Genomic DNA, 14,910 nt, shown 5'->3' with positions numbered 1-14,910 from the left:
CCTTACGCCGCTTACGCGGATGCCAGTTCGGCGGCCTCTTCTACGTCCACGGATACGAGGCGCGATACGCCTGGCTCATGCATGGTTACACCCAACAGCTGGTTGGCCATCTCCATAGCGATCTTGTTGTGGGTAATATAAATAAACTGCACGTGTTCCGACATTTCCTTCACCATCCGCGCATAGCGGCCGACGTTGGCATCGTCCAGCGGTGCATCCACCTCGTCCAGCATACAGAATGGCGCCGGGTTCAGGCGGAAAATCGAGAACACCAATGCAATTGCGGTCAGCGCCTTTTCCCCGCCCGAAAGCAGGTGGATGGTGCTGTTACGCTTGCCCGGCGGGCGCGCCATGATCGCAATACCGGTATCCAGCAGGTCTTCGCCGGTCAGTTCCAGATAGGCGTGACCACCGCCGAACACTTTCGGGAACAACTCCTGCAGGCCGGTGTTGACCTGGTCGAAGGTTTCCTTGAAGCGCGTGCGGGTTTCCCGGTCGATTTTCTTGATGGCGTTTTCGAGGGTTTCCAGCGCATCGGTCAGGTCGCTGTACTGGCGATCCAGATAGTTCTTGCGCTCGGATTCCTGCTTGTATTCGTCGATGGCTGCGAGGTTGATCGGCCCCAGGCGCGAAATCCGCGCCGCCACCAGTTCCAGCTCCTGCTGTACCTGGGAGATGGTCAGGTCGCCGGGCAGAGACTCCAGCAGCTGATCCACGTCGTGATCGGTTTCCGCGAGCTGCTCGACCAGCCCCTTGCGCTGTACATCCAGCGTCTGCGCACTGAGGCGCTCCTGTTCCAGCTGGGCGCGGACACCCTGCAGGGCCGACTCCACCTTGTGGCGCTCCTGTTCCTGCTCGCGCAGGCCGCTCTCGACTTCCTCGAGTTTCTTGCGCGCGTCGGAGAGCTCGGTCTCCACGTCGAGACGCTCGGCCAGCTTCTCTTCCAGCTCGGCCTGAAAATCCTGTGACGGGTCCTGGGCTTCCGCCATCTGCTCCTGCAGCAGTTCGCGGCGGCTGCGCAGACGCTCCAGCTGCTCGCGCATGACCTGCAGCGTGCGCTCCAGGGACATCATCTGGGTGCGCACAGACTGCTCGCGCATCGCCAGTTCGTGGGCGCGATCCTTGTCTTCGCGGGCGCGCTGGCGCGCCGCATCCAGAGCTTCGCGCAACTCGTCGCGGCGCGCCAGCATGCTTTCACGGCGGTCGGTGTCGTCGCTCATGGCCTCGACCGCTTCCTGCAACAGCAGGCGCGCTTCGGACAGGGACTCCCCTTCCAGCTCCAACTGCTCACGCACCTCGGTGATTTCCTGTTCGACACGGGTCCGGCGCTCGCCCATCTGCTCGGCGCGCGCGCGACGGGCGGACAGCTGGCTGCGCAGCTCCGATTCCTGTCGACCCAGTTGCTCCGCCTCGTTGCGGGACTGCTCAATGGCCCGCTCTAGATCGCTGGCCTGCAGGCGCAGTGTCTCGCGCTGCTCGGAAAAGCTCTCGATCTGCTCTTCTGTGGTGGCGATGGACTGCTCCAACTCCTCCAGCTCCTGCTTGCGCGCCAGTACGCCGGCTTCCGCATCGGAAGCGCGGTTCACGCGCAGCCAGTTGGGGCCGAGCCAGAGGCCATCGCGGGTGACGATGGACTCGTGGGCTTTGAGCTGGGCGCGCTGGGCCAGCGCCGCATTCAGGTCTTCCGCGGTGTAAATGCCCGACAGAATGCCCGCCAGGGACTGGGGGCCGTTCACGACATCCGCCAGCTTCGGCAGGGCGCCGTCGGACGCGGCGGCCACCTGGCCACCGTCGATAAATATTGCCTGGCCGCTCTCGAAACTCGCGAGACTCTCGCCGAGGCTTTCCAGCTGCTCGACGCAGACCGCCTGTAGCTGGGCACCGAGTACGGTTTCCACCGCGGTTTCCCAGCCGGACTGGGCGGACACCTGGTCAGCGAGGCGCGGCCGCTCGGCCAGGGCCTGCTGCTGCAGCCAGTTCTCCACCGCCTTGCCCTGCCCCAGCGCCGCCTGCTGCAGTGCCTCCAGGGAGGCGTGGCGGCCGCGACTGGTCTGCAGCTGCAGGCGCAGCTGGTCGAGCTCACTGGCGACATCGCTCTCGCGCCCGCGCAGCTCGGCCAGGGATTCATTTTTCTCGGCCACGGTCTCGCGGCGCTCGGTGGCCTGCAACTCCAGTTCCGCGAGCTGTTCGTTCAACTGCTCGGTTTCACCGTCGTCACCGCTCTCCTGCAGTCCGGACTGTTCCGCCTGCAGTTTGTTGATACGTTCCTGCAGGCGCTGGCGCGAGGTCTCCAGGTGCTGGATACGTGACTGCTGCACTTCGGCCTTCTGGCGCGAACCGGAGGCACCCTGATTGAACTGGTCCCATTCGTTTTGCCAGTCGCGCATGGCGTCTTCCGCGGACAGCAGTGTCTGCGCGGATTCCTCTTCGGCGGCCTGGACCATTTCCAGATCCGGCAGGATCACTTCCAGCTCGCCCTCGAACTGGACGGCCTTTTCCTGATCTGTCTCGAGGTTGGTCTCCGCCTCGCGGAATTCCTGTTCGGTTTGCTGCAGGTCAGACGCCAGGCGGGTGTTGCGTTCGCGGGCGTGGGCGATGCTCTGTTCCAGACGCGCGATATCGGCGCCCACGGCATAAAAGCGGCCCTGCACTTCATTGAAGCCGTCAGACAGCTCGTGGTATCCCACACGCTTCTGCTCGATATCGGTGTCGCAGCTGACCTGGCGGGTCACCAGCTCTTCGACGGTGAGTTCCAGCTCGGAGATCTGCTGCTGCTTACTCTTGGACTGGTCGTTCAGGTCGCGGTATTTCAGCGCCTGCAGATGGGCCTTGTGACTGCGCTCCTCTTCCTTGAAGCGGCTGTATTTCTCCGCCGCGGCGGACTGGCGCTCGAGGCGTGACAACTGGCGATCCAGTTCATCGCGGATATCGGTCAGGCGCTCCAGGTTCTCCTTGGTGCGGCGCATGCGGTTCTCGGTATCGCGGCGGCGCTCTTTGTACTTGGAGATGCCCGCGGCCTCTTCAATGAAGACCCGCAGTTCCTCCGGCTTGGCCTCGATCAGCTTCGAGATCATGCCCTGTTCGATGATGGCGTAGCTGCGCGGACCCAGACCGGTACCGAGGAACAGGTCAGTCACATCGCGACGGCGGCACTTGTCACCGTTCAGGTAGTAGTTGTTCTGCCCATCGCGGGTAACCTTGCGCTTGACCGAGATCTCGGCGAAAGCGGCGTAGGCGCCCTGCAGCTTGCCCTGGGAGTTGTCGAACACCAGCTCGATGGAGGCCTGCCCCACCGGTTTGCGGCCGCTAGAGCCGTTGAAGATGACATCGGTCATCGAATCGCCGCGCAGGTTCTTGGCCGACGATTCGCCCATCACCCAGCGCACCGCATCAATGGTATTGGATTTGCCACAGCCGTTGGGGCCAACCACGGCGCTCAGGTTGGACGGAAAGTAGACTGTGGTCGGGTCAACAAAGGATTTAAAACCCGCAAGCTTGATGCACTTCAGACGCATGTATTTTGCAACTCGATAATTGTTCTATGCCAGCTGGCGCGGCGGCTCGCCAAACCGCCAATTGTACATGGCCGCGCCGAGGCTTTCAGCGCAAATTTTTACACTTTCGGAGGGTGACTGGTAAGGCGTGCCGCCCCGCTTTGGCAGTGGACGCCACTCGAGAGGATCGGCCCGCACAGCAAAACCCGAAGCGCCCTGAGGGGGCAATGGTGAGGGAGCGGGCGAAAAAGGCGTGACCGACACGCCGTTGCGGCGCCAGCCAGTGGAAGGCTGGCGCGGCGGCGATCAGAGCTCGGTATCGATGGTGATCGACTGGGGTTCGGACCACGCGGACCGGGAAAGCGACTCTATAGCACCCTGCCAGTCACCGGGGGCCGGTCGCGCATTACCGTGCACTGCCAGCCGGGCCACCAGCTCCACCGAATCCACTCCGGCGATGGAGCGACTCGGCATCATCGCCCGGGACTCGTCGAGCACGACGTCCGCGGGCAACTGATCCGCGCGCAGGCGCACGATGGCCAGCGGCATAGGGCTGTCGGCACCGCGGGCATAGATAAACACCGGGGTATCCGGCTTGGCCTCGACACCCTCGCCGAGCATCACTCGCAAACGGATTGACGGGCCATCCGCCGCCGGCGCCTTTTGCTCGGCCACAGTCTGCGCCACCGGTTCGCCCGCGTCCGCCAATGCCTTGTCGGCCCTGGCCACGCCGGCAGCGAGCGCCTCCGCCGCCGCAGAGCCCCGCGGCAACAGGTTCAGAGCACGCTGCCAGCTGTTTCGTGCAGCGCGGTAGTCTTTGCGATCAAAAGCGGCGATTCCGGCCAGCCCCAGCGCAGTGCCATTGTCCGGCTGAATCTCCAGCACCTCGTCGACCAACTGGTTGACCTCGGCGGAAACCTGAGAGCCATTGGCAAAAAACAGCGCTTGCGCCAGCTCGGCCTTGACCCCAGCGGCTTCCGGCGAGCGCGCGACAACGTAGCGGTATGCCTCCACGGCACCCTGGAGATCACCGGTCACCAGCAGGCGCTGCGCCAGCACGTAGCGGCTGGTCAGGTCGTCCGGGTGGGTCTGTGCGCGGGCCTGCAACTCCCGGGTGATTTGCGCCTCGTCCTCCGGCGTGGTTTTACCCTGATGACTCGCAACCACCTGTCGGTACAGCTTCAGATCGCCGATATGGTCGGAACTCAGATAAACCCCAAGGCCAACCAGCGGCAACAGCACGGCCAGGCCAATGACTAGTCCGCGACCGCCGCGGGCGGCAGCTCCGGACTTCAGGGATTCCTCTGCGGCCAGCAGATTGCGTGCCATCTCAGCTTCCAGCTCGGCAAACTGCTGTTCATCCAGCGCACCACTATCGCGCGCCGCCTGCAGCTCAGCCCGCTGCTCCCGGTATAGATTTGCCAGCGCTGCACGCTTGCTTTCCGCCACGGTGCGCTGCCGCCCGGCGCCACGCAGCGCCGGCCACAAAAGCACGAATGCCAGCGGCAGTATGAGCAACCCGAGACCCAGCCAAAGTTCTGTCATTGTTTTACTTCCCGTTGTCGCTCACATCATCAAAATCGTCGCCCAGCAGTTTTTGCAGGCGACGGCGCTCGTCAGCGGTCAGCTCCGAACTGGCATCATCCTGGCGTGCCCCGGTACCACTGCGGGAACGCATCACGATGACTATCAAAACCAGAAGACCGATAGCCGCAAACACCCCGGGGGCTAACCAAAGCGCCACTGTGTTGCGCTGCAGCGGCGGCCGGTAGAGTACAAAATCGCCATAGCGGGCGACCATGTAGTCCTTGATATCACTGTCCGTGAAGCCCTCTTCCAGCAAGCGCCGGATCTCTTTGCGCAGATCCCCTGCCACCGGAGAATCGGAACCGGCGAGATTCTGGTTCTGGCACTTGGGGCAGCGCAGCTCTTCGATCAACACGTGATAGCGCGCTTCCAGGGCCGGCGACGACAGCTGCTCCACCTCGACGGCCGCCTCTACCTCGATAAACGGCAACAGCCAGAAACACAGGACACACAGCACCGCCGCCACTACGGCCGGCCAGCTCGACTGTTTCACAGGATTTGTCACGATTTATCGTCCGCCGGAAATTTGCGCGATTATAGCAGTGCCAGAGCGCCCGGACACACCCGCGCGTGCGGGATCAATTCACGCCCCAAACCGTTAACCTATTGAAAGACAAAAATTTTTTTGCCGAAGGCGTTGACGGGGCAAAATTTTTCATTAAGATACGCAGCTCCTGACACGGGGTGGTTAGCTCAGTTGGGAGAGCGACGGCCTTACAAGCCGTAGGTCACAGGTTCGACCCCTGTACCACCCACCACTTCCCTTAACCTGCCCGGCAGGCTTCACAAGGGAAGAAAAGGAACTGCGGACCGGTAGTTCAGTTGGTTAGAATGCCGGCCTGTCACGCCGGAGGTCGCGGGTTCGAGTCCCGTCCGGTCCGCCACATACAAAAAAGGCTCTCACGAAAGTGAGGGCCTTTTTTGTATGTGCTGGATCGGCGTACGAGAGCCCCCGTTCGACAAAATTGCCGGGAGCAATTTTGGACGCCGCAGCGCAGCGTAGGCGCCCACAGGGCGAGGGCCAGGATGGCCCGAGTCATTCCCGTCCAGCTCGCCACACGATAAGAGGCTCCCACTAAAGTGAGGGACTTTTTGTATGTGTTGGATCTGCACACAAGAATCCTGCTCGACGAATTGTCCTTAGCAATTCTTGACGCCCGACAAAACTGTAAGCGCCCGAAAAAAGAAAAGCCCACCTGGGTGGGCTTTTCTTCAGACGAAGTCATGACAGAACAACGCGCTTATCCGAACCGGCTTCACACAGAAGTCGACGGGATAGGTCACCCCTGCCCCGGCCCGAACACCTGCCCGATCAAGACACTGCCCCGGGCAACAGGATCCTTGCGGATCAATGCCTCTTCCTGGCCAATGCGGCTGAACAGTGTCGTCATGCTACTGTCGACCACATAGCGCTCCAGATCCATATTGGGCTTGTTGGCGATCGGCAACTTGTCGTACACCGCGAGCATGCTTTTGTACTGATCGTAAAAGCCGGTCTTGCGCAAGTTGGCCTCCACGATTGGCTGGTAGCGTTGGCGCAGCGCACTCTCAGTCTGGCCACGGAAATAATCCGTAGCAGCAGTATTGCCACCTCGGACAATGCCCAGGGCATCGGTGACCGTCATACCGGTAATCGCCTGTTTGAACACCGGCGCCGCCTCAGCGACCGCCTGTTCCGCACCCCGGTTCATCGCCGTTTCCAGCTGGTCCACATAGCTGCCAAAACCAAACTGCCGCAGACTGTCGGCCACCGGTCGAGCGGCTGCGGGCAACTGGAGATGGAATGCCCCCGTCTGCGAAAGCTGAGCGCTGGCGCGATCGGTGCTGGTATTCAGGACATCCTTGACTCCCCTGGCCAGGCGGGAATCGGTATCGTAGCCCGCATTTTTGGCTATCTGGTTGCCCACATCCACCCACGGAGAGACGGCCTCCATGTTCTGGCAACCCGCCAACCCCAACAAACCCACAAGTAACCAGCACTTTTTCACGGACATTCTCCCCTGTTACAGATGCCGCCATGTTACCGCATTCGACACCGCTGGGAAGTGACCGTATTCCCGCTGCGATCGCAACGCGGCCACTCTCCTGGCGCGTTATGGCTGGATATCGAGGCCGCCCGCCTTGCGAACCAGAAATAACAGACTGGCTCCGCTCGCCAGCACAATAAACACGCCCGGCAACCCCGCCAGGTTGGCCAGCATCTTGATCCCGTCCGCCCCGAGAAAAGTTGCACTGCACCAGCCGATAACCCCGATCAGTGATGCCCACAACAATTTAATCCAGAATGGCGAAGCCATATGTTCCGCAGTCACTGACTTCATGCACAGGCCCCCGATGGCATCCGTGTTGGAGTCTGTGGCAGTAATGAAGGAAATAAAGCAGGCAATCACAAAGAAAAAACTTAACAGCTGACTTCCCGGCAGGTAACTGAACAGCTGGTAGACCATCGCTGCCAAACCCTCGCCCCGATAGGTGTCGTACATAGCACCGCCATGAAAATCATCGAAATACAGGGCCGCGCCACCAAAGACGGAAAACCACAAAATACCGAAAGCCGAGGGCAACAGCAGGTTCACCAGGATGAACTGCCGCACGGTATAACCCCGCGCGATCTTGCCGAGGAACAGGCAGGATAGCGGCGCCCACGCAAACCAGCTGGCATAGAAAGCCGTGGTCCACCAACCGGACCAGCGGCTGCCCGCCGGCTCATCCAACAACAGCTGACGGGGAAAGAAATCCACCACATAGGCAACCAGGGATTCGCCGCCGATCCGGGCCAAGAATCCGTCAGGCCCCACCACCAGCACGTAAAGCATCAGCAGGACAAACAGCACAGTGTTGATTCTCGCCAGCACCTGAATTCCCTGGCGCAAACCGCTGGATGCGGACAGCAATGCGACCGCAACAATAAACACAGCGGTGGCGGCATAGCCTGCCGCGGACTTGGGAATATCGAACAGGGTAAGCAGACCGTCGCCGATCAATAAGAGCCCGGCACTCAGAACAGCCGACATGCCGACCACCACAGCAAACAGCACCAGCGCGTCGATCAGTTGCGCGGCGGAATCGTGCAGATGCCTGCCCACTATGGGCCGGAACAGTGAGCCAACGGAAAATCCATAGCCGCGATTATGAAACCCCAGCGCAAACGTCAGGGCGGCCACGGTGTAGATTGCATAGGGCGCAAGGGTCCAGTGCACAAAGACTGTCGACATCGCAAAGCGCATGGCACTTTCGCTGCCCGGGGCCACTTGGGCGAAATCCGGTGGCTGCCGGAAGTGCAGCACCGGCTCCGCCACTGCCCAGAACAGAATGCCCATCGCGATCACCGTCGTCAGGGATACTGCAAACCAGCGAAAGGGTGAATAGATCGGCCGCGCGCCGGGCCCACCAATTCGCACAGGCCCCAGCGGCGAGATGTAAACGAACAGGCAGAGCCCGAGGAGTGCCACCGCGGAATAGAGAAACAGCCAGGAAAAATTACTGATGATGCCGTCGTTAATGGCAGTGGTGATGGCCACGAATTGATGCTGGTCGACTGCGGTTACGGCCAGCACCACCAGGATACTGACCAGCGCCGGCCAGAAGGTGATTGGCTTAAGCTGTCGCCAGGATGACGCTTGCACCCCTGTCCGATCTTCGATAGCAATTCCCCCGTGTTTCCCATTGTTCGGCGGTCGAAATCACCTGCAACCGAAAACTTTCAAACTGCCAGATGACCAATTTGGCTTTTAGGATGCTGCCGGCAAAAAAAATCCAGGGGAATTCATTGCTCAACGCAGGAACCGATTTCAAACCCCTCCGCGATCAACTGCTCCCGCATGGATATCCACTGATCTTGCGGCAGCGTGACACGCATTGAAACGCGATCGCTGTATTCAGCATCGGCACAGGTGCCCCCGTGCTGCCCGGCCAGGAACCGCAGGCGCGACTCCTGGGCAAAATCGCAGCCGATAACAACCGCCAGACGAGGGACAAATGTCTTCAGGTCAACCTTCTGCAATGCAGCGCCTACGGAACCGCGGTAGGCCCGCATCAGCCCCCCGACACCGAGTTTGGTACCGCCAAAATAGCGGGTGACGATAGCACCGACATTGCCGACCCCCTGTTTCAGCAGCAATTCGAGCATCGGCCGCCCGGCACTGCCACCGGGCTCGCCGTCGTCGTCGGATTGCATTACTTCAGGATTGGCGGGATTGCCGATAATCAGTGCAGTACAGTGATGGCTGGCATCGGGAAACTCGCCGCGGGCGCGCTCGAGCTCACGCTGAAAAGCCGCCTTATCCTGCACCGGGCCGAGCCAGCAGATAAAACGGCTTTTCTTTTCTTCGGTCTCACTGACAACCGGAGAGCAGGGAATCTGATAGCTCACCGGCAAACTCGTCCCAGTGTTGTTTTTTCAGGCGCTGATACAGCGGTTGCAGCTTGATCTGCCAGATGCGCTCGTCGACGACACCCACGTGTTTGCAACGGATGGTGCCTTGACTGTCGACCAGGAAGGTCTCCGGCGCGCCGTAAACGCCCAGATCCAACGCCAGCTGCCCCTGATGATCAGCAATACTGAAAATATAGGGGTTGTGAAATTTCTGGAGCCACTCTTGCGCAGCGGCATCCTCATCTTTCAGGTTCACGCCGACAATCGGCACTCCCTGCTGGGCCAACTTATACAGATAGGGGTGCTCAACACGGCAGGAGATACACCAGGTCGCCCAGACATTGATCAGCAGCGGTTCAGCGGGCAAATCCGACTTGCGCAGGACCTTGTCCGTGTCCGCCACATTGGGCAGCGTAAATTCCGGTACCGGCTTGTTCAGGAGTGCCGAGGGCATATCCCGCGGATCGAGTGACAGGCCCTTCCAGAACAGCAGCGCCAGCGCCGCAAATATGATCAGCGGCAAAAACAGTTTCAATCTACCCACGAGTTGCCCCCCCTTTCTCAGGCCCCGGCCGGTATTGCGTCGATGGCCTCGGCGCGCTCGGCTTTGGCCTTGCGGTAGCGTTTGTCGGCCACAGCGATGCCACCGCCCAGCGCCATCAACAGCGCGCCGAGCCAGATCCAGACCACAAACGCCTTGTAGTGCAGGCGCACGGCCCAATCGCCATTCGGGTTGGACTTATCCATCGGCTCACCGAGGGCGACATACAGATCGCGGAACAAACCGCTGTCGATTGCAGCTTCGGTCATGGCTCCGCCACCGGAAAAGTAATTGCGTTTCTGCGGGTGCAGTTCCGCTACCGGCTTGCCATCGCGTCGCACATGCAATACGCCCTCGAAGGCGCGGTAGTTGGGGCCCTGTGCAGCGCGAACACCGTCGAAGTGAAAATCGAAACCGGCCAGGCTGTGGTTGCCGCCCGGAGCCAGGCGCACGTCTTTTTCAATGCTGTAGACGGTGGTCAGGGCCACGCCCAACAGGCTCACTGCCAGGCCGATATGGGCCAGATGCATGCCGTAGTAACTGGCGCGCTGGCGCTTCAGTCCGGCAGCGAAGGAGTCGGCATTGCGGGTCCTGGCAAAGATATCGGCGGCACTTGATGCCGTTACCCAGACGCCGATAAAAACGCCCAGCGCCGCACCCCAGTGGAAGCCACCCAGAGCAAACGGCAGCGCGAAGCCGGCAATGACCGCGACAGCCAACGGCAGTCGCCAGATACCGAACAGCTTGTCCCAGCGGCTGTCCTTCCAGTTGGCATGGATGCCGAGACCGAGCAGCACACACAGCAGCATCATCAGCGGTACAAAAAACATATTGAAGAACGGCGGACCGACACTGATCTTGCCCCAGTGCAGCGCATCGGCGAGCAGCGGATATAAGGTGCCGGTCAACACCACCGCCATCATCAGTATCAGCAGGATGTTATTGCCGAGCAGGAACGTCTCCCGCGAGCGGAAGGAGAAGACACTTCCGGCACTGACCGTCGGCGCGCGCAGTGCAAACAGCAGCAGCGACAGACCGACCACGACCGCCAGGAAAGCGAGAATAAATCCACCGCGCAACGGATCCGTGGCGAAGGCGTGCACCGATGTCAGCACACCGGAGCGCACCAGGAAGGTTCCCAGCAGGCTCAGGCTGAAAGCGAAAATCGCCAGCAAGATGGTCCAGCTCTTGAACAGGCCGCGCTTTTCCGTCACTGCCAGCGAATGCAGTAGCGCAGTTCCCACCAGCCACGGCATAAACGATGCGTTTTCCACCGGGTCCCAGAACCACCAGCCGCCCCAGCCCAGCTCGTAGTAGGCCCACCAGCTGCCGAGAGCGATGCCCACGGTCAGGAAGGACCAGGCTACCGCGGTCCACGGGCGTGCCCAGCGCGCCCAAGCGGCGTCCAGTTGCCCACCGAGCAGTGCCGCAATGGCGAATGCAAATGCGACCGAGAAGCCCACATACCCCATGTACAGCAGGGGCGGATGCACGATCATGCCAGGATCCTGCAGCAGCGGATTGAGGTCTGAACCCTCCACCGGCGGGAACGGCAGGCTGCGGTCAAACGGATTGGAAGTCAGCAGGATAAACAGGAAGAAGCCCACGAGCACCAGGCCCAGTACCGACAGCACCCGCGCCACCAGCTCCGCCGGCAACTGGCGGCTGAATACGGCCACCGCGGCGGTCCAGCCAGACAGCATCAGCAACCACAACAGGATCGAGCCCTCGTGGCCGCCCCATACCGCGGTGATCTTGTAATGCAGGGGCAGAATGCTATTCGAGTTTTGCGCCACGTACTTGACGGTGAAGTCGCTCTGCACGAAAGCGATGGTGAGGCAGATAAACGCGATGGCAGTGAATACCAGTACCCCGATCGCCAGTGGACGCCCCGCCGACATCCACAGCGGGCGCGCGGTATAACTCCCGGCCATGGGGACCGCCGCCAGTGCCAGCGACAGTAACAGCCCGAGGATCAGTGCGAAGTGTCCGAATTCCGGTGTCATATTTTGGCTCCGCCCGCGCAGCTCGCCTGAGCCTTCATCGACTCGGCCACTTCTGGCGGCGTGTAGTTTTCATCGTGTTTGGCCAGTACCTGATCCGCGCGCACCGTGCCGTCGTCCATCAACTTTCCGGTCACCACCGCCGCTTCACCTTCGGCGAAAAGGTCCGGCAGTATCTTGTCGAAGACCACGTTGACGTCCGCCTCGCCGTCGGTGATGGCGAAACGCACATCCAAGCTGTCAGAAGCGCGAACCACGCTGCCCGGCACGACGCAACCGCCGGCGCGGATGCGCTGATGTACCGGCACTTCGCCCGCGGCAAACGCGCTGGGAGCGTAAAAGTAATTCATGTTGTTGCGCATGGCATAGGTCACAAAACCCACGGCGGCACTGGAAAGCGCTACCAGAACCACGACCAGAATCAGGCGCTGCTTGCGAACTGGATGCATGACTTCTCGTTATTCCCTGTTAATCCTTACGGGTAAATTCTATTCACTGACCGCGAGCGGTTCAGGACGCGCCTGAGTCCGCTCCCGGCGGCGCTGCTGAATGCGCTGCTGCCGTGCCAGTTCACGCTGCATACTACGGCGGCGAAGTGCCGGCTGCAGGGCCAGCGCAGCCAGTGCGGCGAAGGAAATGCCATAGGCGATCCACACATAGACCCCGTGACCGTTCATGGACAGAAAATCGGCAATACTGGCGAACTGGAATTGCATGACTTGACCCTCGTTAACCGGCATCGCCCAGGGGCTCGCCACGCAGTACTTGCTGGGCCCACTGGGTGCGCCATTCGCGCTGCAAGATCAGGTTTCGCGTATGCACAAGCAGGGTCCAGGCGTAGAAACAGTAGAAACCGATGATCATCACCAGCAGCGGATAGAACATGCTCGGGTCGATACTGCTGGACTCGGTCAGCTTGATGGTCGCCGGCTGGTGCAGCGTAAACCACCAGTCCACCGACTTGTAGATGATCGGGATATTCACCGTACCAACCAATGCCAGCAGCGCACAGGCTTTGTCCGCCACCTGCTCGCGGGCAAAGGCGCGCGACAGGGCGATCACGCCGACATACAGAAACAGCAGAATCAGCATGGAGGTGATGCGCGCATCCCAAACCCAGTAGGTACCCCAAGTGGGCTTGCCCCAGAGAGACCCGGTAAAGAGCGCGATGAACGTCAGGACAGCGCCGATTGGCGCTGCCGCGCGCATGACCGCGTAGGATAGTTTCATCTTCCAGATCAGGCCGATGGCGCCACTGAAAGCCATGATGTAGTAGCCGGCCAGGGCCAGGAAAGCCGCCGGCACATGGATATAGATGATACGGTAGCTGTTGCCCTGCTTGGCATCCTGAGGCGCAAAGCCAAGCCCCCAGACGGTCCCCACCAACAGCAGTAACACACTGGCTGCCGCCAGCCACGGCAGCCAACCACTGGTCTTCTGATAAAACCAGCGCGGCGAACCCAAGCGGTGAAACCATTGCCAGGCCAAGGGGAAACCCTCCGTCAAGAATCTAAGCTGATGCGGATCGCACCCGCAGCCGCCAGTGGGGCCAGCGCGGCGGCCGCGGCGAGCAGTGCGGCGAGTACTGCCAGCTGCACGCTGTAGGCATAGCCATCGAGTGCTGCCTGCACTGCGCCGGTGCCAAAGATTAACACGGGCACGTATAGCGGCATAACAATCAGTGCCAGCAGCAGGCCCGCGCGCCGCAGTGAAACGGTCAGGGCCGCCCCTACTGCACCGATCAGGCTCAGGCAGGCGGTGCCCAGCAGCAGCGAGAGCAGCAGGCTGGGATAACCCGCCGCCGGCAGGTTCAGCATCATCGCCAGCAGCGGTGACAGTAGTGCCAGCGGCAAACCGGTAACCAGCCAGTGCACAGTCACTTTGGCCAGTACCGCGAAATACAGCGGTTGCGGGGAAAGGGTCAATTGCTCCAGGGAGCCGTCTTCAAAATCGCTGCGGAACAGGCTCTCCTGGGACAGCAGCGTGGCCAGCAGGGCCATCACCCAGATCATCCCCGGCGCCATGCGCGCCAGCAGTTCCGGCTCTGGCCCCACCCCTAGCGGCAGCAGGGCGAGAACCGTGACAAAAAACAGCAGCGGATTGGCGATATCGGCCCGGCGGCGCAGGGCCAGCAGCAGTTCAACGCGCAACAGGGCCATAAAGCCGGGGCCGGCGCGATGACACGGCTCCGCGGGATCGCGGACTGCAATGGAATCAACCGAGGCCATAGGCGCCCTCCTCCATAAACGCATCCGCGGCGACCGCGTAATCCGACAGATTAACCCGCTGCAGTTGCGCCAGCGCCACCGGCTGGTGGGAAGTAAACAGAATGCAACCTCCGCGGCTCAGGTGGCAGGCCATCTGCCCCTGCAGGCTGGATACACCGGCCACATCCAGCGCAGCCAGTGGTTCGTCAAGAATCCACAACGGCGGCGTGTTTGACAGATACAGTCGCGCGAGAGCGACGCGCCGATTCTGGCCCGCCGACAGGTGCTGGCAGAGGCTGCCCTCGAAACCGAAGAGGTCCACCTGCTCCAGCGCCCGCAAGGCGTCTTCCTCACCCGCGCCATACCAGACCAGGTTTTCCAGCGGTGTCAGCCCCCTTCGGATACCGGCCTGGTGACCGATGTAGAGCAGGGATTCCCGCAACTGGGGCAGCGCCGCCGGCAGTGCGGCGCCATTCCAGTAGATATTCCCCTCCGCATCGCCGGCACTGCCGATCAGCGTGCGCAGCAGCGTGGTTTTGCCGGTGCCATTGGCCCCCTCCACCTGCAGCGCGCCGCCGGAATTCAATTCAAAACTGAGCCCCGCAAACAGGCGCCGGCCGTCCCTCTCACAGGACAGATCGCGCACTTGCAGGCAGGCAGGGGAATTGGCTTTCACGGGCATTGGGGCCGACGGTACTTTTGC

At 61.4% G+C, this 14,910-nt stretch carries 13 protein-coding genes and 2 tRNA genes; 2 read left to right on the top strand and 13 right to left on the bottom strand.

What is annotated here, in order from left to right:
- Positions 1-11 precede the first annotated feature (11 nt).
- The 3 genes from smc to IG168_RS15630 all read right to left on the bottom strand — a co-directional run bounded on the left by smc (position 12) and on the right by IG168_RS15630 (position 5,586).
- Positions 12-3,515 (bottom strand): chromosome segregation protein SMC, encoded by a 3,504-nt coding sequence (gene smc / locus IG168_RS15640; RefSeq protein ID WP_193165348.1) that lies wholly within the window; start codon positions 3,513-3,515, stop codon positions 12-14.
- 285 nt (positions 3,516-3,800) lie between these two features.
- On the bottom strand, positions 3,801-5,039 hold the full coding sequence (gene ccmI, locus IG168_RS15635) for a c-type cytochrome biogenesis protein CcmI (protein ID WP_193165347.1): 1,239 nt from the start codon (positions 5,037-5,039) through the stop codon (positions 3,801-3,803).
- Positions 5,040-5,043: 4 nt separating this feature from the next.
- The gene (locus IG168_RS15630; RefSeq protein ID WP_319024734.1) at positions 5,044-5,586 is read right to left on the bottom strand and encodes a cytochrome c-type biogenesis protein; all 543 of its coding nucleotides are present in this window, start codon (positions 5,584-5,586) and stop codon (positions 5,044-5,046) included.
- A 177-nt stretch (positions 5,587-5,763) separates the two neighbouring features.
- Between IG168_RS15630 and IG168_RS15625 the strand changes: the two genes are divergently transcribed.
- Positions 5,764-5,839: transfer RNA gene (locus IG168_RS15625), tRNA-Val, on the top strand.
- A gap of 49 nt (positions 5,840-5,888) precedes the next feature.
- A tRNA-Asp gene (locus IG168_RS15620) sits at positions 5,889-5,965 on the top strand.
- A gap of 396 nt (positions 5,966-6,361) precedes the next feature.
- On the opposite strand, the gene IG168_RS15615 is transcribed toward IG168_RS15620, so the two are convergent.
- The 10 genes from IG168_RS15615 to ccmA form a co-directional block, all read right to left on the bottom strand.
- Entirely contained in the window at positions 6,362-7,069 is a 708-nt protein-coding gene (locus IG168_RS15615) for a DUF4197 domain-containing protein (protein ID WP_319024733.1), read from the bottom strand.
- 105 nt (positions 7,070-7,174) lie between these two features.
- Positions 7,175-8,707 (bottom strand): BCCT family transporter, encoded by a 1,533-nt coding sequence (locus IG168_RS15610; RefSeq protein ID WP_193165345.1) that lies wholly within the window; start codon positions 8,705-8,707, stop codon positions 7,175-7,177.
- A 140-nt stretch (positions 8,708-8,847) separates the two neighbouring features.
- Positions 8,848-9,453 (bottom strand): IMPACT family protein, encoded by a 606-nt coding sequence (locus tag IG168_RS15605; protein ID WP_319024732.1) that lies wholly within the window; start codon positions 9,451-9,453, stop codon positions 8,848-8,850.
- Positions 9,416-10,000, bottom strand: coding sequence for a DsbE family thiol:disulfide interchange protein (locus tag IG168_RS15600; protein ID WP_193165344.1), 585 nt, complete (start codon positions 9,998-10,000; stop codon positions 9,416-9,418). The genes IG168_RS15605 and IG168_RS15600 overlap by 38 nt, the downstream gene beginning before the upstream one ends.
- A gap of 17 nt (positions 10,001-10,017) precedes the next feature.
- The gene (locus tag IG168_RS15595) at positions 10,018-12,003 is read right to left on the bottom strand and encodes a heme lyase CcmF/NrfE family subunit (RefSeq protein WP_193165343.1); all 1,986 of its coding nucleotides are present in this window, start codon (positions 12,001-12,003) and stop codon (positions 10,018-10,020) included.
- Entirely contained in the window at positions 12,000-12,449 is a 450-nt protein-coding gene (gene ccmE, locus IG168_RS15590) for a cytochrome c maturation protein CcmE (protein ID WP_193165342.1), read from the bottom strand. The genes IG168_RS15595 and ccmE overlap by 4 nt, the downstream gene beginning before the upstream one ends.
- 39 nt (positions 12,450-12,488) lie before the next feature.
- Positions 12,489-12,716, bottom strand: a complete 228-nt coding sequence (ccmD, locus tag IG168_RS15585) for a heme exporter protein CcmD (RefSeq protein WP_193165341.1) — start codon at positions 12,714-12,716, stop codon at positions 12,489-12,491.
- Positions 12,717-12,729: 13 nt separating this feature from the next.
- Positions 12,730-13,488, bottom strand: a complete 759-nt coding sequence (locus tag IG168_RS15580) for a heme ABC transporter permease (protein WP_193165340.1) — start codon at positions 13,486-13,488, stop codon at positions 12,730-12,732.
- A 14-nt stretch (positions 13,489-13,502) separates the two neighbouring features.
- Entirely contained in the window at positions 13,503-14,228 is a 726-nt protein-coding gene (ccmB, locus tag IG168_RS15575) for a heme exporter protein CcmB (RefSeq protein WP_193165339.1), read from the bottom strand.
- Complete coding sequence (gene ccmA, locus IG168_RS15570; RefSeq protein ID WP_319024731.1) at positions 14,215-14,883, bottom strand: cytochrome c biogenesis heme-transporting ATPase CcmA; 669 nt, start codon at positions 14,881-14,883, stop codon at positions 14,215-14,217. Before ccmA ends, ccmB begins: the two co-directional genes overlap by 14 nt.
- Positions 14,884-14,910 lie beyond the last annotated feature (27 nt).

Origin of the sequence: Microbulbifer hainanensis, assembly GCF_014904735.1 — a bacterium.
Lineage (GTDB): Bacteria > Pseudomonadota > Gammaproteobacteria > Pseudomonadales > Cellvibrionaceae > Microbulbifer > Microbulbifer hainanensis.
Note: the sequence above shows the minus strand (reverse complement) of the source record. Positions and strands in the feature narration are given on the sequence as shown.

Bases quoted from the DNA above. Each gene is read 5' to 3' on its own strand.
- smc (WP_193165348.1), bottom strand. From the start codon at position 3,515: ATGCGTCTGAAGTGCATCAAGCTTGCGGGTTTTAAATCCTTTGTTGAC.
- ccmI (WP_193165347.1), bottom strand. From the start codon at position 5,039: ATGACAGAACTTTGGCTGGGTCTCGGGTTGCTCATACTGCCGCTGGCA.
- IG168_RS15595 (WP_193165343.1), bottom strand. From the start codon at position 12,003: ATGACACCGGAATTCGGACACTTCGCACTGATCCTCGGGCTGTTACTG.
- ccmE (WP_193165342.1), bottom strand. From the start codon at position 12,449: ATGCATCCAGTTCGCAAGCAGCGCCTGATTCTGGTCGTGGTTCTGGTA.
- ccmD (WP_193165341.1), bottom strand. From the start codon at position 12,716: ATGCAATTCCAGTTCGCCAGTATTGCCGATTTTCTGTCCATGAACGGT.
- ccmB (WP_193165339.1), bottom strand. From the start codon at position 14,228: ATGGCCTCGGTTGATTCCATTGCAGTCCGCGATCCCGCGGAGCCGTGT.